22 protein-coding genes are annotated in these 23,633 nt (G+C 44.1%); 16 read left to right on the forward strand and 6 right to left on the reverse strand.

Annotation, left to right across the window (positions count from 1 at the left end; genetic code table 11):
- The first annotated feature begins 314 nt into the window (after window positions 1–314).
- The 3 genes from LQ567_RS02985 (at window position 315) to LQ567_RS02995 (ending at window position 3,733) form a co-directional block, all read left to right on the forward strand.
- Window positions 315–1,541: a DUF763 domain-containing protein gene (locus tag LQ567_RS02985; protein ID WP_231002614.1), complete on the forward strand. Its 1,227-nt coding sequence runs from the start codon at window positions 315–317 to the stop codon at window positions 1,539–1,541.
- Window positions 1,542–1,626: 85 nt separating this feature from the next.
- Window positions 1,627–2,475, forward strand: coding sequence for a LytTR family DNA-binding domain-containing protein (locus tag LQ567_RS02990; protein ID WP_231002615.1), 849 nt, complete (start codon window positions 1,627–1,629; stop codon window positions 2,473–2,475).
- 67 nt (window positions 2,476–2,542) lie between these two features.
- A complete protein-coding gene (locus tag LQ567_RS02995; RefSeq protein ID WP_231002616.1) occupies window positions 2,543–3,733 on the forward strand; it encodes a dioxygenase family protein in 1,191 nt (396 codons plus the stop codon).
- A 140-nt stretch (window positions 3,734–3,873) separates the two neighbouring features.
- Here the strand turns inward: LQ567_RS02995 and LQ567_RS03000 are convergent, their stop codons facing one another.
- The gene (locus LQ567_RS03000; protein WP_231002617.1) at window positions 3,874–5,715 is read right to left on the reverse strand and encodes a hypothetical protein; all 1,842 of its coding nucleotides are present in this window, start codon (window positions 5,713–5,715) and stop codon (window positions 3,874–3,876) included.
- A gap of 318 nt (window positions 5,716–6,033) precedes the next feature.
- Here LQ567_RS03000 and LQ567_RS03005 point away from each other — a divergent pair, with 318 nt between their 5' ends.
- The gene (locus LQ567_RS03005) at window positions 6,034–6,681 is read left to right on the forward strand and encodes a response regulator (RefSeq protein WP_231002618.1); all 648 of its coding nucleotides are present in this window, start codon (window positions 6,034–6,036) and stop codon (window positions 6,679–6,681) included.
- A 319-nt stretch (window positions 6,682–7,000) separates the two neighbouring features.
- Window positions 7,001–8,716, forward strand: coding sequence for a sensor histidine kinase (locus tag LQ567_RS03010; RefSeq protein ID WP_231002619.1), 1,716 nt, complete (start codon window positions 7,001–7,003; stop codon window positions 8,714–8,716).
- A gap of 169 nt (window positions 8,717–8,885) precedes the next feature.
- Here LQ567_RS03010 and LQ567_RS03015 read toward each other — a convergent pair whose 3' ends face one another.
- Window positions 8,886–9,167: a TFIIB-type zinc ribbon-containing protein gene (locus LQ567_RS03015; RefSeq protein ID WP_231002620.1), complete on the reverse strand. Its 282-nt coding sequence runs from the start codon at window positions 9,165–9,167 to the stop codon at window positions 8,886–8,888.
- 156 nt (window positions 9,168–9,323) lie between these two features.
- Complete coding sequence (locus tag LQ567_RS03020; RefSeq protein WP_317206826.1) at window positions 9,324–10,007, reverse strand: Crp/Fnr family transcriptional regulator; 684 nt, start codon at window positions 10,005–10,007, stop codon at window positions 9,324–9,326.
- Between LQ567_RS03020 and LQ567_RS03025 the strand changes: the two genes are divergently transcribed.
- The gene (locus LQ567_RS03025; RefSeq protein WP_231002622.1) at window positions 9,985–10,689 is read left to right on the forward strand and encodes an HAD family hydrolase; all 705 of its coding nucleotides are present in this window, start codon (window positions 9,985–9,987) and stop codon (window positions 10,687–10,689) included. The two genes, LQ567_RS03020 and LQ567_RS03025, sit on opposite strands and share 23 nt — an antisense overlap.
- Window positions 10,690–10,736: 47 nt before the next feature.
- Here the strand turns inward: LQ567_RS03025 and LQ567_RS03030 are convergent, their stop codons facing one another.
- Window positions 10,737–11,753 carry a helix-turn-helix transcriptional regulator gene (locus LQ567_RS03030; RefSeq protein WP_231002623.1) on the reverse strand — a complete coding sequence of 339 codons (1,017 nt, stop codon included), beginning with the start codon at window positions 11,751–11,753 and terminating at the stop codon, window positions 10,737–10,739.
- 96 nt (window positions 11,754–11,849) lie between these two features.
- On the opposite strand from LQ567_RS03030, the gene LQ567_RS03035 reads away from it, so the two are divergent.
- The 8 genes from LQ567_RS03035 (at window position 11,850) to LQ567_RS03070 (ending at window position 18,856) form a co-directional block, all read left to right on the forward strand.
- Window positions 11,850–13,172, forward strand: a complete 1,323-nt coding sequence (locus LQ567_RS03035) for a class I SAM-dependent methyltransferase (protein WP_231002624.1) — start codon at window positions 11,850–11,852, stop codon at window positions 13,170–13,172.
- A complete protein-coding gene (locus tag LQ567_RS03040; protein WP_231002625.1) occupies window positions 13,156–14,358 on the forward strand; it encodes a DNA ligase-like domain-containing protein in 1,203 nt (400 codons plus the stop codon). The genes LQ567_RS03035 and LQ567_RS03040 overlap by 17 nt, the downstream gene beginning before the upstream one ends.
- A gap of 20 nt (window positions 14,359–14,378) precedes the next feature.
- The gene (locus LQ567_RS03045; RefSeq protein ID WP_231002626.1) at window positions 14,379–15,296 is read left to right on the forward strand and encodes a phosphatase domain-containing protein; all 918 of its coding nucleotides are present in this window, start codon (window positions 14,379–14,381) and stop codon (window positions 15,294–15,296) included.
- 67 nt (window positions 15,297–15,363) lie between these two features.
- The gene (locus LQ567_RS03050) at window positions 15,364–16,263 is read left to right on the forward strand and encodes a serine hydrolase (protein WP_231002627.1); all 900 of its coding nucleotides are present in this window, start codon (window positions 15,364–15,366) and stop codon (window positions 16,261–16,263) included.
- Window positions 16,264–16,437: 174 nt separating this feature from the next.
- The gene (locus tag LQ567_RS03055) at window positions 16,438–16,893 is read left to right on the forward strand and encodes a YkvA family protein (protein WP_231002628.1); all 456 of its coding nucleotides are present in this window, start codon (window positions 16,438–16,440) and stop codon (window positions 16,891–16,893) included.
- A 101-nt stretch (window positions 16,894–16,994) separates the two neighbouring features.
- Complete coding sequence (locus tag LQ567_RS03060) at window positions 16,995–17,393, forward strand: VOC family protein (protein WP_231002629.1); 399 nt, start codon at window positions 16,995–16,997, stop codon at window positions 17,391–17,393.
- Between the two features lie 369 nt (window positions 17,394–17,762).
- Window positions 17,763–18,122, forward strand: coding sequence for a DUF2200 domain-containing protein (locus LQ567_RS03065; RefSeq protein WP_231002630.1), 360 nt, complete (start codon window positions 17,763–17,765; stop codon window positions 18,120–18,122).
- A gap of 254 nt (window positions 18,123–18,376) precedes the next feature.
- Complete coding sequence (locus LQ567_RS03070; protein WP_231002631.1) at window positions 18,377–18,856, forward strand: DUF1772 domain-containing protein; 480 nt, start codon at window positions 18,377–18,379, stop codon at window positions 18,854–18,856.
- Between the two features lie 208 nt (window positions 18,857–19,064).
- On the opposite strand, the gene LQ567_RS03075 is transcribed toward LQ567_RS03070, so the two are convergent.
- Window positions 19,065–19,529, reverse strand: coding sequence for a DoxX family membrane protein (locus tag LQ567_RS03075; protein ID WP_231002632.1), 465 nt, complete (start codon window positions 19,527–19,529; stop codon window positions 19,065–19,067).
- A 349-nt stretch (window positions 19,530–19,878) separates the two neighbouring features.
- Window positions 19,879–21,795 carry a CshA/CshB family fibrillar adhesin-related protein gene (locus LQ567_RS03080; protein WP_231002633.1) on the reverse strand — a complete coding sequence of 639 codons (1,917 nt, stop codon included), beginning with the start codon at window positions 21,793–21,795 and terminating at the stop codon, window positions 19,879–19,881.
- A 439-nt stretch (window positions 21,796–22,234) separates the two neighbouring features.
- Here LQ567_RS03080 and LQ567_RS03085 point away from each other — a divergent pair, with 439 nt between their 5' ends.
- Both LQ567_RS03085 and LQ567_RS03090 read left to right on the forward strand, forming a co-directional pair.
- Entirely contained in the window at window positions 22,235–22,666 is a 432-nt protein-coding gene (locus LQ567_RS03085) for a DUF1772 domain-containing protein (RefSeq protein ID WP_231002634.1), read from the forward strand.
- A 76-nt stretch (window positions 22,667–22,742) separates the two neighbouring features.
- Entirely contained in the window at window positions 22,743–23,609 is an 867-nt protein-coding gene (locus LQ567_RS03090) for a helix-turn-helix domain-containing protein (RefSeq protein ID WP_231002635.1), read from the forward strand.
- The last annotated feature ends 24 nt before the right edge of the window (window positions 23,610–23,633 follow it).

Raw genomic sequence — 23,633 nt, forward strand, 5'->3', positions numbered from 1 at the left:
TTTGGCCGGCCACGCACACGAACACGCTATACGAAACGTTACACAAGCCTTATTGCAGGTGTTGGTTGCCTATTGTCTGATTATAAGAATTTCTATACTGAGCTGATTTTATGAGTATAAATACATATTACCTACAATTATATATGATGAAAATGACACTTTGAACTACCCTAATAGCGAAAACCTATCCGCCTCCTAATTTAACATAATGTAAGGCAGCCCTGCTATACTCATATTTGAGCATCTTAAAAACGACCGGTTTGGATAGGTTGTTTCATTAAGTAAATTTAAAATGCTAATTTTGTTAGTAATTCATGAAAAGATCCGGCAGTGCAGATTTACCGTTACATTATGGCCATGTTCCGCCATGGCTGGCGGAGCGCATGGCTAAATTGGGAAAAGCCATTGTAGAAGAAATTATTTCCGGTCAGGGTAAAAATGCCCTGTTATCTAAATTAAGTGATCCCTTCTGGTTCCAGAGCCTGGGCGCAGTAATGGGTATGGACTGGCATTCTTCAGGGATTACCACTTCGGTAATGGGCGCTTTAAAAAGAAGCATCAATCCGCTCGCTAAAGAATTCGGTATTTTTATCTGTGGTGGTAAAGGCAAACAATCCAGGAATACACCAAACGATATTGTACGGTTTGCTGAAACCACCGGGCTGCCGGCGCAGAGCCTGGTCCGGAGCAGTAAATTGAGTGCAAAAGTGGATAATACGGCGGTTCAGGATGGGTTTCAATTGTATCAGCATTATTTTGTTTTAAGTAATGAAGGTGAGTGGACGGTTATACAACAAGGCATGAGCAACAACAGCGCCACTGCCCGTCGTTATCACTGGCACTCCCCTTCTGTGCAATCATTTACAGAAGAGCCGCATACTAGTATATATGGAGCAAACCAGGGCCATATCCTCAACCTTACCGATAAAATGGCCCGGCCTTTGAAAACAGCCATGCTGGAGGTAACCTCAGAAAATCCGGATAAAATGTTATCTGAGATCTCCAGGATCCGGCACCTGGTCATGCCCGGGCATCATGACGTAACTGCAAAGGATGTTGACATAAAACGTTTGGGTGCTGTTCTATGGTTGGCGCAGGAGCAGCATGTGCGCAATTTTGAAGAACTATTGTTATTGGAGGGATTAGGTCCCAGAACACTGCAGTCACTGGCCTTGGTAAGCGAAGTGATTTACGGACAGCCGGCGCAGTTTAAAGATCCGGCGCGGTTTTCTTTTGCGCATGGCGGCAAAGATGGCCATCCCTTCCCTGTTCCCACCAGAGTTTATGATGAAACAATTGACACCTTACAACAAGCCATACAAAAATCGAAGCTGGGACGGCAGGATAAAATACAGGCTATTCAATCGCTTTCAAAAGTAACCGCCCGACTGGCAGAAGATTTTATACCGGATGGAAGTCTCGACGAATACATAGCCCATGAAAGGGCCAACTCGTGGAAATATGGTGGCAGAACCGTTTTTGGTAAGGCAAAAGCCCCTCAAAACCGCCAGTTGGATTTGTTCGATGAACAACAGTTATAATCAACAGGCGCTATTTTCTTCTTTATCTGCCACACCGTAAAAATGGTACATTGCCTGTTTTAAGCTACCTTGTGCCATATAAAAAATGAATTTGACCAGTCGCTTATTCTATTCTCTTTTCCAAAACAGGCTGAAGCCGAAGTATATTTTAACGGCCTGTTTAGGATTGCTGATAACTGCCAATGTGGTGCTGGATTATTTATTTACCCGGGTTCAAAACAGTGCGTTCTACTTTTCCGAGTCGCTGCTGTTCAGTTCTTATTGGGCGTTGTTTCTTCCATTGCTGACGTTGGCCTTAAAGCGCGCTGAAAAACCGGAAAAAGCCGCATCCAGGGTACTAATCGCCGGTTCAGCCATTGTACTACATTTGCTTTTATACCCCGCATTGGTTTGGATGCTTTCAAAAGTATTTTGTGCGCATACGTTTAACTATATGCAAACCTTTCATTTTGGTTTATCGGCTTATTTCATAAAAACGGTGCTTATTTACGGATTTCTGCTGACCATTTATCCGTTCCCGGTTCGAAACCATCAGCCGGCACCCATGCCTGAAAAAGCGGGGACGGAAACCGGATTGCCGCAATTCATCCATTCCATTTTAATTGCCGACGGTAATAATAGAAAATTGGTGTTAGCGGTGGCGGACATCCTTTATTTTTCGGCCAATCCCCCTTATGTGAACATCCATCATTCTAAAAAACACCTGCATACCGGCACCTTGAGGTCTTTGGAAACACAATTGAATGGTCATCAGTTTGTACGCATCCACAAATCCTATATCGTAAATGTCCATAAAATTGCATCCATGCAATCGCGGCAAAACGGAGATTACGATATTACCCTCCTGGACGATACGGTTTTGCGCGTGAGCCGTAATTATGCGAAGCATTTCAAGCTCCGGTTTTCGGAACGGCATCAGCTTACCATAAAATAAACTCCACTCGGCATATTTTAATTGAAAACCAATGGCTTCCACGGTCATTTTTGCAGAAAAATCAGTTATGCAAAAAAGGACTTATCAACTGATGCTGCTGTCCCTGGTATTTCTAAGCTGTAGCGGACAAGTCAATGAAAGGGCAAGAAACGAAAAGCATCCGCCAATCGGCGGTGGCTGCGACGGTTGCGAACTGATGTATATCGGAATGCCGGAGCAATTGCACGCGGTTGATACCAGTCCCGGTTGGAATGAAAAAGGACAAAAGCTGGTGGTTACCGGAACCGTTTTTCAGCTGGATGGAAAAACACCTGCTCCGGGCATAATTATTTACTACTGGCAAACGGATCATAACGGGTATTACACACCGGTACCGGGAATGGATCAACGGGTAAAGCGCCACGGGCATATCCGCGGCTGGGTTAAAACCGGGGAAAACGGGGAATATACCATCCGCACCATCCGCCCTGCCCCCTACCCGGATGATGTGCTGCCTGCACATATTCATTTGTCCGTTAAGGAACCGGATATAGCCAATGAATATTACACCGATGAGATCAATTTTGACGATGATCCTTTATTGATCCCCCACTTCAAAAAATACCCGCAGGAAAACCGCGGAGGAAGCGGCATTGTAAGAATACTGCTCAAGGACCGTCTGCAGATTGCGGCGCACGACATTATCCTGGGACTGAACATTCCTGGTTACCCAAAGAAAATAACCGCAGCAACACGATCGGGCCGAAGCATCGGCGAAGACCAGCCTTCATTTACACCCTTTCATGCAGTTGGGCCGGACAAGGACTCACAAACCTGCCCTGTTTGTAAATACGGCCGCTACCACGGTATTGTTTATTTTGTGGGCAACCGACCCGATTGGAAGGCCGTAAAAAACTGGCTGCAGTTTTTAGACGGGGAAAGCGAAGAGCATAAAAATTACCTGAAAGTGTATTTTGTATACGCCAACGATAACGGTTATAATAAAGAAGAACGGCAAGCGGAATTGGAAAAATTAGGAACCGAACTCCATATCAAACACGTCGCCTTAACTTTTGTGCCCTCATTTTATGACAAGGAAACCGAAGTGCACGTTAATAAAATAAATCCGGATGCCGCAAACACCTTTATCATTTATAAACACCGGCGTATTATAGACAAATACATTGACCTGGCCCCCACCCCGGAAAATTTCAAAATGCTTTCCAAGGACAAAACAAAGGGCAACTTTTTTGATCTGGCAGAACCAGTGCATGATTAGAAAAGGCTTGCTGCAACGGGCAGTGGTAAAGGCACCGATTCCGTTATAAATGACCGGCAGAAGTAGAAACAACACCGGGTAATTTACACGAGAAATACTTCTTTAAGAATATCTGTATATTAATAATTGTCCATAACGAATCACTTCGTTTCGCTTACTACTGAAACAACTTTTGAATATGTTTTTTGCCCATCCATATTTACCTGAGCGATCCGGATAAACAGCCTGTTGTTTGCATTATCGGATAAGACGCTGTTGTTTTTATTGCAGGAAGCACTGATAACTACCAGCAGCACGGTTAAAAGTGATAAAAACCGCCATTTTCGCTTTTTGAATGTAGGCAACAAGATGGCAAAGGCAATTACCGCAAATGCAGCACCAACCGGTAACGCCGTTTGGAAATGATAATCGGTCTTTATACTGGAGTTACCGTTCACAGCGCTGCTGTTCATAGTTCCGATACTGGTAAATGTTTTTCCGTCGTTTGATACTTCAATATTAAAATAGTTATTGTTGATTTCGGTAAGAGTGCTCCATTTTACATCTAATTTGCCGTCGACAATGGTGGCGGAAATATCACCGAAAATTACCGGCAGCGCCACTTGTCTGATGCCAAAGTTGATATCAACTGCGTCACTTGTACCTACGGTAAATACGGCGCTGGCACCATCCGCTAGCCCATCATTACCCGAGCCGGGTGCTCCGTTATATTCACCCGTATTTTGCCATCCTGCCGGCACAGAACCGGTGGCAGCCGTGGTTTGCGGATCGAGGGCATTTGTTGATAATACAGCAGTATAGGTACCCTCGAATATTGAGGGAAACGTATATGTACCGTCTGTTGATACGGGAACAGAGGCCACCACCATATTATTTGCATCCACGAGGTTTATATACATACCGCCCGGCACGGTATTGGCAACACCACTGCTGTTGTTTACATTACCTCCATCCGGATCATTAAATACGTTGCCGCTGATAGTCACCGGTGCCTGTAATGAAAGGCCGATGGTCAGGGCATCTCCATATAATCCTCCGGCGGGATCAACACCTCCTAACGCAGCAGACCATTTAGGTGTACGGCCGGCATCGGCGATTGTTTGTGCTCCCGCAGCAGTTGTAACATCCCCGGGATCGCCCTGGATAAAAATCCTGAATGTAAGTGTTGTAATATTGGTTCCCAATACAGCTACGCTGCCGGCAGCACCATATCGCATAGTACCATTAAGAAGAGCGCCCACTGCGTTAAATCCTAAGTTTGCTGCTGTATCCCTGATTGTATTGCCCATTACGTCAAATTTGCTGCTGCCCGATAATTTTTTCAGGCTTATACCAGGTGTAAGCAGGTCAAATTCTGATGCATACCCATGATTGTAATATTTTCCACCGGCAGTATAGTAATATTGGCCCCCGATACCTGCAAAATGTAAAACCGGATTAGAAACAGGTTTGCTGAAGGTGATCGTAAGATCGGCAAACCGAACCCTCGCTGTAATTGCAAATAAATTATTGTTAGCTGCATCAATAAGTGCATCGGCAAAAGGTTGCAGCTCTATTGCCCGGTTGGCTGCCACGTTAATCCCTGACCCCGGCGTACAGCCATTGCAGGGGGTAAAATAACTGTTCAGCGGACTGCCTACAACATTCATGGTTGGGTAGAACAGTTCCCCGCTGCCGGCGGCAGGTACCAGGTTTACATCTGTGCCTAAGGACAGATTGCTGCCAAAAGCCACCCCAGGCGTGGTAGGATTTCCTTCGATAGCACTGAATTGTTGGTTGGACAAAGAATACATAGCCGTAACAGCCGGGTTGGTTGGCGTTGTGCTGTTAACAAAAAATGTTACCGTTTGATTGGTGGTTTCAGGACCTTTACCGGCAGGACCACCGGCGCCCGGAGCGCCTACCAGTTGAATGATGTTTTGGGAGAAAGCCGTTCCCGCAATGTGGAAAATAAGTATTCCAGTGAGCACTTTTTTTTTCATGTTCTTGAATATTAAAAAGGAGTTATAGAAACAGTTGGTTATGCGGCTGAAATTTATTTATTAGGTATTACTGTTGCGCCGCAGCATGAAAGCAGGAAGTTTAAAATGGGCTTCCCTTTAGCCTGTTGAATCTGTATCATTAGTTCATAATTGTTTAAATAAGATAAACGTTGCCAGCATAAAGGGATATGTAAAAGTCAAACAGATCATCCGGTTTTACAATCATACATATACAGGAATTTAAATATCATTTTTATGAATTATCTACTATATTTATAGTAGATAATAATCAGACAGGGTATTGTAGCTTTGTAATGAATGATGCAGTACAAAATAGATATCCAGCGTATCAATGTTTTATTGATAGATGATCACTCCCTGGTAGCGGAAGGTCTCAGGCAACTTTTGACAAAAATGCTGCCGGCAGACAGCATCATCAACATATCTGATTCAATAGAAAAAGCAAAAGCAAGCCTTCAAAAGATCCAGTATGATTTTGTGCTTACCGATCTGGTGATGCCCGGCCAGCAGGTATCCGGGTTTATTTCTTACCTGCGCGCCCATTATCCCGATCTGATCATTCTTGTTGTAAGCAGTGTTATCGATACCAACACGATCAAAGAATGCTTATCCTTAGGCATCCATGGGTACATAAGTAAAGCTACAACACCCGGGGAAATCAAATTTGCATTTGAAAATACTTATAAAGGACTTAAATTCATCAGCAGCGATCTGAGTGGCCGGCTGGCAGGCAGTGTATTGCACATTGAGCATACAAATCTCACTAAAAAAGAATTAGAGGTATTAAGACTTTTAGCAGCGGGCCATAAAACAAAGGTAGTGGCAGACCTGCTTCATGTAAGCCCTATTACCATTATGACACATAAACGGAATCTGATGCACAAACTAAACCTGCATTCGGTTGTGGGCCTGGTAAAGTATGCATATGATCATCATTTGATATAAATAACCGTTTTTATTGTTGCAAATATGCTTTATAGATCCTGTTCTTTTATACTGTTACGGTTGAGGGACAGCTATGCTTCCGCTAAAAATCAACTAGTTTATGCCGAAAAGATTCTATATAACCGCTTGTGAGTACTTATTGCCGGTATTCAGAAAATTGCTGCCTGGTATCGCGTTGATCGTTTGCGGATATACAGGATGGGGTCAGATAACTGATAACCATTGGAAACAGTTAGATGCACTATATAACTCAGGCAAAATAAACGACACCTCTTATTTAAACAGCGTTCAACTATTGGCTGAAAAGTCTTTTAAGGATATGCTGCTTAAGAAGCATCTTGAGCTCTATAAAAAGATTGTGTGGCGTAAACAGCAATACCAGGCCTACCGGTATAAGTATTATTCATTTTTAGCCAATAATGCTGCTTTTACACACAAAGATGGCGCCGTTATCTATTACCTCCAAAAAGCAGAGGAAGAATTGAAAAAAAAGCAGCCATACATCAATTCTCTGAATGAACCCCGGCAATTACTCACTATTTATGGCACGAACGAAAACGCAAATTATGAAAAACGGAAAGCGGTTTTTGAACGCGTATTGCCTTTTTTGAAAGCCCTGCCGCAATATATACTGAATCAGGAAGTGCCCCCAAATACGTGTACAAATGCAATGACGATCCTCAACAATGCATCCAGGCTGTATGCCCATATACAAGATACTGCCATGGTGGTAGTCATACTGGGTATTTCAGGAAAGCTCTGGAATAGCCTTCAGGAAAGGAGCAATCTTACCAGGGACAAAATGGATCAATGCCGGTATCTATACTATCAGGTACAATACACGGCAAACCGGGTGCAAGGAGGTGCTGAGATTGCCAGAGCGATATTGGACAGCAGTTATACCGTCATCCGCTCGGATACGACCATCAATCAGGTATGGACCAGGTCGGTTGAAAGGGCGTTGTTAGTAAAGTATATTGACTTTTTTTTATCCCGCAATCAAACAGACAGCAGCAGGTATTATCTGCAATTGCTTGCCCGGAAGCGTAATAAAAATGATCCCGGTGAATATACCACGGAATTGCTGTATTCGGCGAAGATAAGCGCACTCGAACATGATTTTCAGCGGGCTTATCATGATCTTTTAGATGCTTACGAAATAAACGATTCAATCATCGATCTTAAAACGGCAGATATAAATAATAACTTGTATGCGCAACTTGTTGCCGAGCAGAAGCAGGAAGAAATTACGGATCTTCAAAAACAAAAGCAGCAGCAACGTATGATCATCGCCGGGGCTTCTCTCCTTGCGATGCTATGTATTGCTTTTCTTGTGGTGCTGATGCGGCGAAAAGACAAAAAGAACCGGCGTAAAATTGAAGCGCTGAACCGGCTCACACAGATAGAGATCGCTGAATTAGAGATTAAGGCTAATTTAATCCAGCGCCGGTTGGGCATGGAGCTTCATAACGATATAGCAGGCAAATTAGTTTATCTGTGTAACACGATCGACAAAAAAATACTGGATGAGGCAGACCCCACCCATAGAAACAGCTTAAAGGTTATTTGCGATTTGGCGAGGGATACGTACCTGGACACCCGGAATAAAAGCCACGAATGGTATGCCGAAGGATTGAAGGAAGAACAAACTGCGTTCAGGGAAAGCGTCAACAAGATCACAGCATATGCGTTGCCCGACGGACAATTCGAAAAAGTGATTGAAATAGATGATGATTCGATGCAAAAGGTCTCCAATCAGGTACGGATAGCATTGCTGCGTGTTATACAGGAATCATTTGTGAATATCTTAAAACACGCTGCCGCCCGAAAGATGTATTTATATATTTACGAAGAAGACCAAACGATCATTACACAGATTAAAGACAATGGCAGAGGGTTTGATGTCAGGCTTCAACGGAAGAAAAATGGTATAGGACTCTCATCGTTGCAGCGCAAAATAAAAGAGCTGGGAGGAACCCTGAATATCCATTCTTCGAAAGACGGAACGGAGATCATTGCTGCGATCCCGATTTAGTCATCAACCTTTGTCTAAAAGGCTTGTCTGGTACCAGGTTGGTCGCGTTAAACCAAACGGTATAGCCGGGCAGGAATTAAAAGGACCATCAATTTAAGCGCGCAGCAAGGGAATATGCCCCCGTGTCGTCTATCAGCGCATTGAGTACCGTATTTGAAAAGCGTTACTGCTAATCAAAGTCAAAAAAATCAGACAGGAAGGATTTCTTCTTACGCGGATACTGCTGCTCATATTTTTTATGACCTCTATGACCGGAGTACTGGTCACTGCGCGCTTCATAATTCTTCGTTTGCTGAGGCTCGGATATGTTGTTTTGTTCGGAAGCAACCTGTAATAATTTGTCAAGCTCGCCCCGGTCGAGCCACACCCCCCTGCAATTGGGGCAATAATCTATTTCAACCATCTGCCGCTCGGTCATTAACAAGGTTTCATTACAATTAGGACATTTCATTTCTTATCGCTTTTAATTGGCAAACAATGCTTCCCGGCAATATAATAAAATAACACCAGTGCCGCAATTGAAATGCAATTTTTGTAGTCTTGCTTGAACACCACAGACTGTTTTTAACAGTTCCTTGCCTTTTGGGCGTTTGGTGCATCTGAAGCATCAGCGGTGCCCGTCATTTTCCTGCACGGTCTTTAGTGCCCGGTTTAAACTCCGGATGGTAACACCGAGGTACGCTGCCATATCTTCTTTTGTAATGGCAACAGCCTGCTGTGCCTGCAAAGCCAGGAGCCGCGAAAGTGAATGCTCTATGGTATAAAGCTGCTGATAGGATGCCCGGCTGGATGTGTGCACAATACGTTGCGCAAAAACATCCAGCAACAGGTTATTGAGTTTAAGGTCTGTTTTGATAAGCGCCGAAAAATAAGAAAGGGATAGTGCATACACCTCCACATTGGTGATTGCCTCAATGGTACACAGGCAGGTTGTTCCGCGAATGGACTCGATCTCCCCTACGATCTCTCCTTTGCCCAAAAACTCTACGATGTAATCCTTATCGTTCTCCTCTGTAAAAAAACATTTGGCGATCCCCTCTTTTAGGAGCATTACCCTGGATACCTTGTCATGTTGCATCAGCAGTTTTTTCCCTTTGACAAAGGTTTTTCGAATAATGTCTTCTTTACGCTGCTGCGTCTCGTACAGCTGCTGCATGTAGGTCAAAAAAGACTGGTTGGTACGTAACATATCATTCCGGGACAAATGTCCTTGCCAGCCCCATGGCCGGCAACGAAATTTGCATTTTTTAGAATAATACAAAAATAAAATGAATTCAGGAATTACCACCATCGCTTTTGATGCAGATGATACCTTATGGGTAAACGAACCATACTTTCAGGCAGCAGAGCAGCAATTTTGTATACTACTGGAAGATTATCTGCCGCAGCATGCGGTATCGCAGGAACTGTTCAAAACTGAAATGCAAAATCTGCATCTCTACGGTTATGGCGTAAAAGGATTTATACTCTGCATGATTGAAACGATCGGAAGGGTGTCTGGAGAAACGGCCTCCCTGCAACTGGTGAACAAGGCCATTGCATTGGGCCGGGAACTGCTGCAAAAGCCCATCGAATTACTACCCGGTGTTAAAAGTACATTGGAATGCCTCCGGGAAAAGTACCGCCTGGTGGTGGCCACCAAGGGTGACCTGCTGGATCAGGAGCGGAAACTTAAAAAATCGGGATTGGAACCATTTTTTCACCATATCGAGATCATGAGCGATAAAAAGCGGGGCGATTATGAAAAACTGTTAAACCACCTGGATTGCCAGCCTGAAAACTTCCTGATGGTGGGTAATTCCATCAAATCGGATATAATGCCGGTTTTGGAGCTGGGCGGTTTTGCGGCGCACGTTCCCTATCATGTTACATGGACACATGAACAGTACGACAATACTTTGCAACACCCTCAATTTATGGAACTCAATACCATTGATGCGGTGCTGGAACACCTGGAGGATAGCAGAAAATAAATAAGGACCCGGTTTCTTGTGATGTTGTTCCGTTTTCCAACCAAAGATCAAATACCTCCGTATAACCTGGCTGCCTGTAACAACCGCCTTGCCACACGCCCGGCCAGCAAACGCGGTGCCAGTACTTTAATGGTTTCCCCAAAGCTAAGCAGCTCCCGTTCCAACTCAAAATTCAAAATCACATCGATCCGGATAATGATGCCCTCGTCATTTTCTTCAAGCAGTTGTTGAGAATGATGCAGCGGCTTTGTTAATACATAAGGAGCATTGGCCTTATTTACCTGGATAATGACTTTATGGGCACGATCATTTTGGTTTTTTGTTACCCCAACCAGGTCGTTATAATAACGGTCCCAATCCACACCGGTATGCTCCACAAAAGGCTCTCCCGGTACATCGGACAGGGCAATGATCCTGTCAAGTGCCAGATTTAGCAGATGACTTGCTTTTTTACTCCGACAGATAAGAAACCAACGGTTGCGGTATTCCTTCAGCAGGTAGGGATAATATACCGCCGTTGCCGGCTGTAAAGCCTTAAACGACTGATAGGTGATGACTAATGCTTTTTTATTCCGGATTGATTGGTAAAGCGGCGTAATAAAATGCAGCCCTTTCAGAAGGGCGTTTGCCTCAAATTGAATATAACTAACTGTTTGCCCCGCAGAACTGTAAAGCCGGTCCTCCAATCGGGCCACCAGTTCTCCCATATCCTCCAGGTATTGAAAGGCGTTAAACTGTTTCAAAAGCTCAATTACCTCTTTTAGGCGGTTCATGTCCACCTCGTTCATAGGTGCTTTGGTAATACTATAGCCTTCATCCGTATAATAATAATATTTACGTTCAGCTATCTCTATGGGCGCATTATAGCCAAGTTTATCGCTGCGCATGATCTGAATGTCGCCCTGAATGGTCCGTTTACTCACCCCATTTTCAACACCCTCCTGTTCATACAATTTTTCGGATACCGTATGGATCAACTCTTCCAACGTCCATTTCCGCATTCTGTTGCGTAAACAGTCATCAATGATCTTATAACGGATTAATGCCAGTTTATTGATCGCCATCGCTCTTTTTTTATAAAAATCGGGAAATATTTTTTACTGCGCAAATACATTGCGTAGTACTGCTAACATCTTTGTTTCAACAAAACATAAAAGGGTATGATTTTAAAAATCTACAGTAATAATGACCATTTGGCTGACCTGCTGCATAAAAATCCACAGACAGATGAGGGTTTATATGCCAAACCGCTAAAATCAGGTATTGTTATTGGCAACGTAGTTTCAGCGCATCGGTATGAAGTGTTGTTTCAGGACATGAGTAACGGCTTTACGGAAGAAACCGGCAATCAGCTGGATTTCCAGAGTCTATGTAATCCGTTAGCCGTTTTAAACAGCTGCACGGAATTATTTGGTCATGTATTGAAAGAAAAAAACGAATACGAGGCACAGGAAATGAAATGGCTTAACGGGTTAACAAGAGGACAGGCAGATACACAACCCTGTACCATACAGGTGCCTGTATTTTATATTAATTCGAGCTGGTATCGCAATGGTGTTTTCCTTTTAGAAAGATATTTTAAAGGGATCGATGTAAAACGGATGGTGGGTAATAATTACTACCTTACGATAACCGCCTCCACTTTGTTTGAAGCAATGAATTTGCTGAATCTTACAGCACTGTTTACGCACTTGACCAATGTAGATGCATTTAACACATTCATTGATGATTCCTTTGCGCAAAAATACTTACGCGTACTTACTAACCTGGAACAGGTGCCTTATTTTGTATTGTATCTGTTTATAAAGCGAGCGGTAAAGAACAACGCCCAGTTTACGCTGGTGAAACCTGTTTTAGAAGCCTACCTGGCCCAATATGGCATTGCCGCAAATCTTACCAGTGAGGACACGCAGCGGTCGCGGCTTGGATTTATTACTAGTGAAATCGGGATAGATCATGCGGTATTGGATATTGGCTGTGGTGAGTTCGCTTACTACAAACAGCTTACAAACAAAGGATTTGCGCATTCATACTATGCGGTAGACCGGGATGAAAATCTAAGGCGGCTGGGGGAAAATATTATGAACAGGATGAATACGGACAACCTTTCTTTTTATACCCGTATTGATGAAGTGCTACCTAAAGAGCGGATAAATATCATTATGTCAGAGGTTATAGAACATAATGCCCCCGAAGTATCTGCAGCGCTGGTGAAAAGGGCTTTGTTATTTGACTTTGGCAAGTTGGTTATTTCCACTCCAAACGCAGCGTTTAATAAGTTCTATTTTGAAAACGGATTCCGTCACGAGGACCATCATTTCGAATTTACGGGTGAAGAATTCCGTTTGTTTATTGAAGCATGCACGGAAAACAGAGCGGATATACAGGTAACCTACATGCAGGTTGGCGATGAGCTAAACGGCATTTGTCCTACACAGTTGGCAATTATCAAAAAAAAGATACAAGATGAAAAGCAACGATAAAATTCAGGAACTTAGAAAAATAAGAGCGAGGATCGACTGGATGGCACAGCATAAAATCAATGCGTTCTCTCCTACCATTGCTCCTGCGCCCAAATCAGTTGAACGTAATGAAATTGAAAGTATTTATGAGGGACTGCGCTATTATTTAAGGAACGGAGTACAGGATGTGGTAATACAAAGGAAGTATATGGGCTCATATTGTGACATTTACCTGCATAAGAACCCTGAGGACACCTACTTTGTAAGCAGGAACGGGCATAAAATAGAACATATAAATCTTACAGAAGCCAAAATAGCTTGTGAAGGGTTATATGACCGGTTCGATTGGACAGAGTTGGAGATCGTCATTATCCAGGCAGAGTTATTACCCTGGAATGTGCTGGGAAAAGGGCTGATTGAAAAAGAATTCGAAGCTTATCTAAATGCACATAAAGAACGCCTGTCATTTTTCCGGGAATCCACCTTGATGAATAAGATCCTAAGCGTCAAATCGGGCGAAGCATACACCACATTTGACAAAGATAGTATGGAATTGAAACCGGCCGCTTTTAAAGCGAAATACCCGGCTCACATTATTCGCCAGTATGAGGCATTGCGGGACTTTGATATACCAAACATAACCCAATACACCCAAGGGGTCCACATTTTTGAAAACCAGGTTACGCATTATGGCAAGGAAGCGGCACTGTATTTTAAGCCTTTCAATATATTAAAAAAGATATATGCAACCGGAAGAGAGGAAATACCGAATGATAACCGCACCTATCAGCAAATCAATGATGACGAAATGAAGGTATTACACCTAAATTCTGAGCTGGAAATAGCGGAAAGTGCGACTGGTATTTATGAATGGTTTACATCCCTGAGCGAGGAAATGGAAGAAGGTATCGTTATTAAACCCCTTAAGGCATTTGCAACGGGATTACCGCCGGCATTCAAAGTAAGAAATAACAACTACCTGACCATGATATATGGGGTACATTTTCAGCATGAGTTGGAGCATCAGGTCAAAAAGCGGAATATCCGCGGTAAACTAGCCTGCTCCATTAATGACTGGGCAATCAATTATCAATTATTGTTGGTACCCTATAGCGAAATTACCCCGGAGAACTATTATTATAAAAACCTGATGCTCGACCGGATCCTGGAAGAAGCAACAGAGAGCAGGCTGGACCACGCGTTATAAAATCTTTTAACTTTTTTAGCATGAAAAATAAAAACCCGCAACTATTGATACTTATAGGTGCTCCTGGCAGCGGCAAGACCACTTTTGCAAAATATCATGTGCGAACACACATAAACTGGGTACGCGTTTGCAGGGATGATTTCCGTACCATGCAATTTTCGCAAACATTTCTCTCCGATGAAATGGAAGCAGCTGTTACGGAAATGATATTTGCAACGATTGAAAAGACGCTAACGAGAAAAATGAATGTGCTGGTGGATGCAACACATACCAAGGCGGAATATCTGGAACAATATACAGCTGCTTTCGCACATTTGGCAGATATTGCGTTTAAGGTTTTCGATATCCCCCAAGCGGAGCTGTTGTTGCGCTGCAAAAAGCGGGAAGCAGCAACAGGGAAATGGATACCGCCAAAAGCAATCAGTCGTCATTCAGATGCTCTCGAAAAATTGAAAGCCAATTTTGATCTTTCTGTGAGGCATCGTCAACGGATGTGTAATACGGTTAAAAGGCAGGATATAAATCTTCCCAGGGCCGTTATCTGTGACCTGGATGGAACCCTAGCGTTAATGGATCACCGGGATCCGTTTGATGCTTCCGATTGCGAGAATGACCGGTTGAACAAAGCAGTTGCCGATACACTGATTTTTTATCAACAGAACGGGCATCATATTTTACTGGTTTCGGGAAGGGAAGATAAATACCAGCAACAAACACTTCGTTTCTTGAAGAAACACGCTATCCATTTCGATGCTTTGTGGATGCGCCCTTCCGGAAACTATATAAAGGACAGCGTATTGAAGAAAGAGTTGTTCAAACAACAAATAGAAGGCCGGTATCATGTTTCCCTGGTTCTTGATGATCGTGATCAGGTAGTGGATATGTGGCGGAAGGAGTTGCAGTTGCCCTGCTTTCAGGTATTCTATGGTCCTTTTTAAAATAAAGTCCGTTCTGTACTCCGTACGCGGAACGGACTTTTCCTATATTTGTCAAAACCGGTTTACCATGTCAAAATATATCCTGCTTGCAAGTTTGCTCTTCATGTATACTTTAACCTACGCTCAAAAGGAAGACAAAAAATTAAAAACGCGTATTGAACAGGCGGTCGGCGACTTTCATGGGGATATTGGCGTGTACGTGCACCATTTGAAGAAAAACAGGTCAGTGGCCATCAATGCAGATACCGTATTTCCCACGGCCAGTATTGTAAAAGTGCCCATCCTGGCAGGTATCTTTAATAAGATTGCACAACATGAGCTGAAGTTGTCGCAGGAGTTTGTGTATGATGCCAAACGGGTGTATGGCGGCTCGGGGTTGATGCAGTTTTACAAAGATAGTGCCCGTACCGATCTGTCGACGATGATCTCCCTGATGCTTACATACAGCGATAATGTGGCGTCCATCTGGTTACAGGAGCTGGCTGGCGGTGGTGCCGCTATCAACACGATCATGGATCAACTGGGCTTGCCCAACACAAAAGTGAACTCCCGTACGGCGGGCCGCCAGGACATCTGGAAGAAATACGGCTGGGGGCAAACCACACCCAGGGAAATGGCACAGCTTTTTACGCTGATCCGGCAGGGCAAGGTGGTGGATGCCCGGCATTCCGATAAGATGTATCGTTATTTGAAAAACCAGTTCTATAATGGCCGCTCCTTATCGCAGCTGCCGGCAACGGTAAGTACGATTTGTAAAACCGGATCGGTGGATGACGCACGTGGAGAAGTGGTGCTGATAAATGCACCCGGAGGCGATATTGTTTTTTGCATTTTGACAAAAAATAATAAGGACCGGAGCTGGACCGATAATAACGAAGCAGAAGTACTAACCCGGAAACTCGCAAGCATTATCTGGAACTATTATGAGCCCAAGCATCCCTTTACTGCTTTTGAAAAGATCGATTGATAGCGTGGGCGTCACAAAGGCACAGCCGCACAGAAGCTATTATTTTGTTTAATAAGGGGCATCTTAATACCGTGTACAAAAGGAACGCAGATCTATTTGGTTGCAGATCCGGTTTAGAAAGGAAAATATAAAGCTCCGTATTTCAGCGCCTCAGTTGCCATATAAACAAGTGGTATGTTTAATAAGCTGAAGGAACGCGTAAGAAAGGTAAAGCGGGAGATCGTTCCGGTTTACTATGCCCTGCACGACCGGCGTACCCCGCTGGTGGCAAAGCTGCTGGCAGCGCTAACCGTAATTTATGTGTTAAGCCCGGTAGACCTGATCCCCGATTTTATCCCCGTACTGGGCCTGCTGGATGATCTGATCATTGTACCACTACTCATCAGGGCTACCCTTAAGCTGATTCCCCCCGCGGTTATCAAAGAAATCAGGGCAAGGATCGATACAAACAAAAACTGCCACAAAGATGGTATTATGCCCTGCCCGTGGCTGCCGTGTATGCATACCTCCTATTCCTGGTTCTGCGGTATTTCTTGTATCATTAATATTACATACTTCGCTTATGCATGGCATGCCGTTGCCCGGATTGTCTTAAATCCCCCCGTCAAATGCCGTTTTTGCACTGTTTGATACTCCAGGCTTTGAAGTAGTTTTGTGAAAGCAATTTAATATATAAATAAGGGGCTGCCGATTTATAGCGCATGACGTATAAGCCCCGAAAAATTAAACACATGAATCCAAAAAAGATATGGGCCAATATGGCCGTAAACGACCTGGAGCGAACTACCGCGTTTTATACCCAATTGGGATTTAAGCCCAATGGCACTCCCAATAATGCACTAACCAGTTTTATTATTGGTGAAAATGATTTTATCATTCATTTCTTTTTAAGAGATGCACTCAAACCGGGCATGAAAGGTGAAATAGCCGACGCCCAGACCGCCAACGAAATTATATGTACACTCTCTGCCGGCAGCAAGGATGAGGTGGATGCCTGGTCAAAAGAAGTGGAGCCCGCGGGCGGAAAAATAGTGTCTCCCCCGGAAGCATTTGGAGCGGGGTATTACGGCTTTGTTTTTGCAGATCCGGACGGACACCGGTTTAACGTCTTTTATATGGAAGGGCTTTAGACGGACGCTACCTGTTAAACGGCCATACTGTTTTTGTTGGTGCGGCACCGGGCCTGCCGCGGTGGCAAATCAGCGGTGAACCCTATGCAGGTTTTGATCCTATTACCTGGGTAAAGGCTGCAGCATCACGCATTTTAAACTTTTTGAAAGCCGGGGACATTTTATCTGCGGCGATAAAAACTGGGAGGAAGTAGCCGGGTATGTATATGACTGGATAAAATAAAGGGAAAACGATGTGCATTTTTAAATAGCGTAATGATCAGTTGCCGGTGCATCTATTTACGTAATTTTGACAAACCTGCAACTCGTGGGCGCGTTGCCCTTGCCCTGCAGTGCTGATTGAAATTTTAACCATCAATACGTTCTGACATGAATAATGCAAATAATGCCCGGGTTTACAAGATGGCCTTTGCCGGCGTTTATCCGCTTTACATTCAAAAGGCGGAAAAAAAAGGCCGTACAAAAGAAGAAGTGGATACCATTATTTGCTGGCTAACCGGGTATGATTCGAAAACATTGCAAGCCCAGATTGACAACAAGACAAATTTTGAAGATTTCTTTGCGCAGGCGCCGCAACTGAATCCGAATGTTTCAAAGATCACGGGAGTGATCTGTGGCTACCGGGTGGAGGAAATAGAAGACCCGCTTATACGGAAAGTGCGTTACCTCGATAAACTGATTGATGAACTGGCCAAGGGTAAGGCCATGGAGAAGATCTTAAGGAAGTAGTTGATTACAAATGTTGCACTTCTGAAAACGAATACCTTATTGCCTTACAGAAGCATAAAAATAGTTCCAGGCCGTTCCCGGTCATTCATAAACCTTGTATTGATAACCTGCTTGCTCCATTGAACCACCTCCGGGCGATCGGCGCCGGAAAGCAGCATCCTCTTTGTAAAATACAGCTATAGGATTTTCTGGCAAAATGCAATAACTTTATTGTTTGAAACAACGTGTTGCCTAACGCATTCAAAAAATAAGCCATGAAAAAATTCTGGTGGTATTGCAGTCTGATCCTGGTTATGCTGGTTACCGGAGTGTTCTGGGGCACCTGGTTCACCCTTACACGTAGCCTGGAAACCTTTCCCCCCGATCATTTTATCCGGATTGGCCAAACCATAATTGCCAATGTAGCCTTTCCCATGCGGATTCTGATGCCTGCAACCTTGCTGGTACAGCTATTGCTTGGTGTTAGTTCCCGGAAACAAAAGCCCGCCATTTATTTTTTTGCAGCTTCATTTATATTTATGATCATTTCCCTGCTGATCACCTTAATTGTTGAAGTGCCGATCGATAACCAGATTAAAACCTGGACCCCGACCACGATCCCGGATAACTGGACAGCGTTAAGGACTACCTGGAAACAGTTTCATTTTTTCAGGACCCTCAGCAGCATGCTCAGTTTTGTATTACTCGCCTTACCGGTTTTGTTCCGGCATAGAAGCAGGTCTGCGTACCGGTAGCAGGACCGGATAAATCCTGACCCGGTTGATGCAGGATACACCGAGAAATACTTACAGCGGAGTGCTTCTATTGAATAATTTTGAGAACCCAGCGTTTCACTGAGACCACTAATATCAGGTTACCTTTCATAAAAGAATAGCTACTAACTCCCAAAAGATACATGCACCCATTTCCCGAATTTCATTTTTCCCGTTTGATAGTCGCGGCTTAAAGGGATACTGCCATCTTTTTTTTATTGGCGATCCGATTGTCGATACTGTATCCGTACCGGCTGAAATTGCCAAGTAAAAAAGCGGCAGCAGCCCCTGTCCATACAGAATAATCCAGGCTGGGCTTAATGCCAAAGCTATAGGTCATGGCAGCTGCAAAACAGCATAATAAAACACCAGTTGCAATGGATGCCCATCTGATTTTATATCCCGTTATCAGTAATAAGGGCAACAGTATTTCCAGGCCTGTAGCCGTAATAGCCAGCAGGCTGTTCAATTGAGGTCCTGCAAAGGAATTTACAGCGTTGCTATAGCTGAGAAAATTTTCCCAATTGCCCCAAACCACGCGGGGGCTGCCGGGTTTGCCCCATAAGCCGAACCGGTCCGCTACAGCCGACAGGAAAGCACCTGAAATAGCGAGTCTTAAAAAGAGTTGAGTGCAGGTGGTAACGCGGGTACCCATATGTCCGTAATTTTCCGTAAAGTTAACCAGCAATCCATTTTGTATACATTAAACTGGTTTAAGAAATTACGTTCCTTTTGCCTTTATTGTTCGAAACATCGCTGTTCCTGATTAAAAGCCGGAAAGCATTACAAGGTAAAATGTGCTTAAAACAGCCTGCCGGATTTTAATAATGACCGGCGGAAGTAGAAACAACACCGGGTAGTTCTCATAGAAAATGCCTTGTTCAAAATGCGTTAATGCCGGTAACGGATCTTCCCCTCCTGCTAAAAAAAGCGAAAACCAGCGGTCTTTTTCAAGACCACCGGAAACACGCTTTGCGGTATTTGTAAAGGTTAAAACGGACCAGTTACTGCGCTTCGTTTATTACTGACACAATCTTAGAATACGATTTATTGCCGTTGATATCGACCTGGGCGATCCGGATAAACAATTTAGCACTTGCTTCCCTTTCAATAATAGTTGAATTTTTATTACAGGATGCATTTATCAAGATCATTGCCACTAGTGCCGTACAAAACATAGTCCATTTTCTTTTTTTAATGGCCGGTAGTAACATTCCAAAGGCAATGAATACAAATACGGTAGTCGCGGGAAATGTTGTTTGAAAATGATAATCCATTTCTACACTTGAATTGCCATTATCCGCCTTTGTGTGCACTGTGCCAATTTGAGTGAAATTGGTACCATCATTAGAGGCCTCTATAGCAAAATAACTATTATTAGTTTCTTTCAGACTACTCCAGTTTATCATAAGCAGATCTCCCTTCCGGACTGCACTGATGGTACCGAATGTTACAGGTAGCGCAGCCGGGTAAGAATAATCTTCTGTCTCCCCATCAGCTAACGCCACAAAACTGCGTTCGTCCACAAATGTATTGGGGTTATCCGCCAGAGCGCGAGGATCAGTGGGCGATATCCTAAAGCGGGCATAAGGTATCATGGTGCTCACAGGTGTGGAAGACAAATCCCAGATAAGAGGCACATTTACCGTACTATTATTAGTGGTAAATAAAGTTGTAGTATATTCAGTGCTGCTAAATATGCCATCGCCGTTGAAATCTATCCAGGCCATAATATAAACCGGAGTAGTAGCATCATCTGTATTTTTAAAAGCCGGAATTGTTAACGAATAAGAACTGCCCCCGCCCAGGTTAATAGCTCCAAGCCCGGAGGGGAAGGCATCCTCATCATCTGTGCCATCTAAATCATCTCCTGTAGCAGTACTGCCTGTGCTGGCCACTGATTCGTTATCACCCCCGATCGCGCCCAGTCTCGGATTTTGCGGTGGTGTTAGGGTTCCCGCAGTAATAATCGGTGAGCCTCCGCCAGTTCCAGAAGATAAATACACCATCCCGCCCGATGCGGGAGGATTATTGCTTCCTCCGGTGATTACCGGGAAGAAAAAATTGCTTGCCAGGCCGTAAGACACCGGAGCATCCCCAAAATCCTGATTAATGATCAAACCCAGTGCCTCTGCAGAACGACCGGCTCCAAAAATCTGCAGATCAACAGCCATCGGATTGGAGCTACTGGTGTTTTGAAGTGAGGTATACAGCAATGCAACATTTGCTGTAGATGGTGTTGGAGCACCGGTTCCGCCCATCCGCATCCTCGCTGTACGGTTTGAATTTGAATAGGCAATCTGTCGGCTGGTTGTGTTGGTATTAATGACACCTTCCAGTAATCGCCATTCAGTGCCATTTGTAGTTCCTTGGGTATATTCAGGATTGCCTGTCGATGTAACACCGCTATCATCCTCAGCACTGCTAAACACGAGTCCAAGACTAATTGGCTGGCCGCCTAATGTGGCATATGCCCGTACTCTAAAATTGGCGGTAAGTCCGGCGGTGTCTGAAAAGCCGCCACCTACCCAATTCGTGCTTAATGCATTTATCAATGTATTTGATGTTCCTGTTCCTCCAATATTATAAAGATCGTCCAGTCCATCCCCGGGCCAGGTGCCAGGAACATATCCTTGTAATTTTGCATTAGCCGCGCTACTTCCGGGATAAAAGGTGGTATTCGTTTCACCGCTGAAGCGGACGTTATCAATTATTACGGTAACCAAAATACCATTAATTGAATAAGTCTTGGAGGTGCTTTCGCCGGCAGCCATATTTACCCCTGTAAAATCAAACCAGTAAATCTTATCTTTATTTGCACCGGTTCCACCGGTTGCCAGTTTTAATGTTTGTGCATGTAAATTTCCGGTAGCTGTCGACAGCGCCACCGCGAATAATAGAAAATGTATTTTTTTTGTCATCTTAGGGGAAAGATTAAGTTTTGAATGATATGGGATCTGAAAAAAGACGTTGCCTCCTTTATAATACCTGATTATTTAACGCTGCCTGGAATATTACTTTTCAACTTTCTCTGACTTTTCCTGGGAGAGTTTTGGATTTTTCAGGATGAATAGTATCAATGCTCCTTTGTGTGCCCTGCCTGCCAAGCCATTCAATAGACGCAAAAAGTATATCGTTTGTATGAGTCCAGCTCCCTTGCCTTTTTGATTTTATGAGTAAATGATTCATTTTATTATTTTAATCATATTCGACATTAGGTCTAAAGGGAGCGTGCAAAGTTGAATTAACTATACAAAGTGTGCAATCGGCTGTATGTACGATTTTTAAGAAAGAATTGATTGCATTTCTACTATATACGTAGTATAAAACAGCCCGGCTCCTGGTATACCGGTTACCGGAGTGTTCTGGGGCACCTGGTTCACCCTTACACGTAGCCTGGAAACGTTTCCTCCCGATCGTTTTATCCGGATTGGCCAAACCATTATTGCCAATGTGGCTTTCCCTATGCGGATTCTGATGCCTGCAACCTTGCTGGTACGGCTATTGCTTGGTGTTAGTTCCCGGAAACAAAAGCCTGCCATTTATTTTTTTGCAGCTTCATTTATATTTATGATCATTTTCCTGCTGATCACCTTAATTGTTGAAGTGCCGATCGATAACCAGATTAAAACCTGGACCCCGACCACGATTCCGGATAACTGGACAGCGCTAAGAACTACCTGGAAACAGTTTCACTTTTTCAGGACCCTCAGCAGCATGCTCAGTTTTGTATTACTCGCCATACCGGTTTATTACGGCAGAGAAGCAGGTTTGGATACCGGTAACAACTGAAATAAACTGCCAGCGTATTTATCTTACATTTGATGCGTATTTAGTATGATCAGTCGTCTGACTTTAACGTCATCTTATGCTCAAGAACCTCCATCTTAAAACTTTCAATCTTTTTGATTATCTCAGAGAGCAGCAGCGGCAATACATGAGCGTGCCCTACCTGCTGGCGGACAAAGATGCCTACCGCGATGCCCGCGTGCGCTTTCCCTTCCGCACGTTTACCTATGGCATCGGCATCACGTACTCCGGCGGCGGCGATAAATTCCGGATCGGCAGTATGGATTACGAGGTCAAAACCGGCAGTCTTACCACGATTGGTCCCGGTATTGTATGCCACTGGATGGGCGATTATACCGCCGTACACGACACGGTTTATTTTACCGAAGCGCTGTTTTCCGACACGCTCAGGGTGTCTTTTCTTAAATCGCTGCCCTTTTTTATGCCCGGTGGCAATCATGTTATTGCACTGCCTCCGGAGCAGGTAGCGGAGCTGTCCACCTTGTTTGGTACGATCAAAACCTTTGACAAGGATAAGGAGGTGATCGCCGGCCTGGTATATGCCCTGCTGATGCTCGTTAAAAAATACCATAACCTGCAGCACGGTAAGGCACAGGCTTGCGGCTCGCACCAGGAGCAGCTGGCCGCCCGTTTCCGCCAGTTGCTGGCACAGCATTTTGCCGCGCAGAAGGATGTCGGCTTTTATGCAGCGCAGCTCCATATTACTCCCAAATACCTGAGCGAGGTTTTGCAGGCCCAGCTGGGTAAGCCTGCCAAGACGCTTATAGACGAATACATCGCCATGGAAGCCAAAAGCCTGCTGCGGCAAACCACCATGTCGGTACAGGAAATAGCCTATACCCTGGGTTATGAAGACGGCTCCTATTTTGCCAAAGCCTTTAGAAAATGGGAAGGACTTACCCCTGCCGCCTATAAAAAGCTGTAAATGGCAGAAACCGAAAAAACTACC

The sequence above is a fragment of the Niabella pedocola genome (assembly GCF_021044425.1).
Taxonomy (GTDB): domain Bacteria; phylum Bacteroidota; class Bacteroidia; order Chitinophagales; family Chitinophagaceae; genus Niabella; species Niabella pedocola.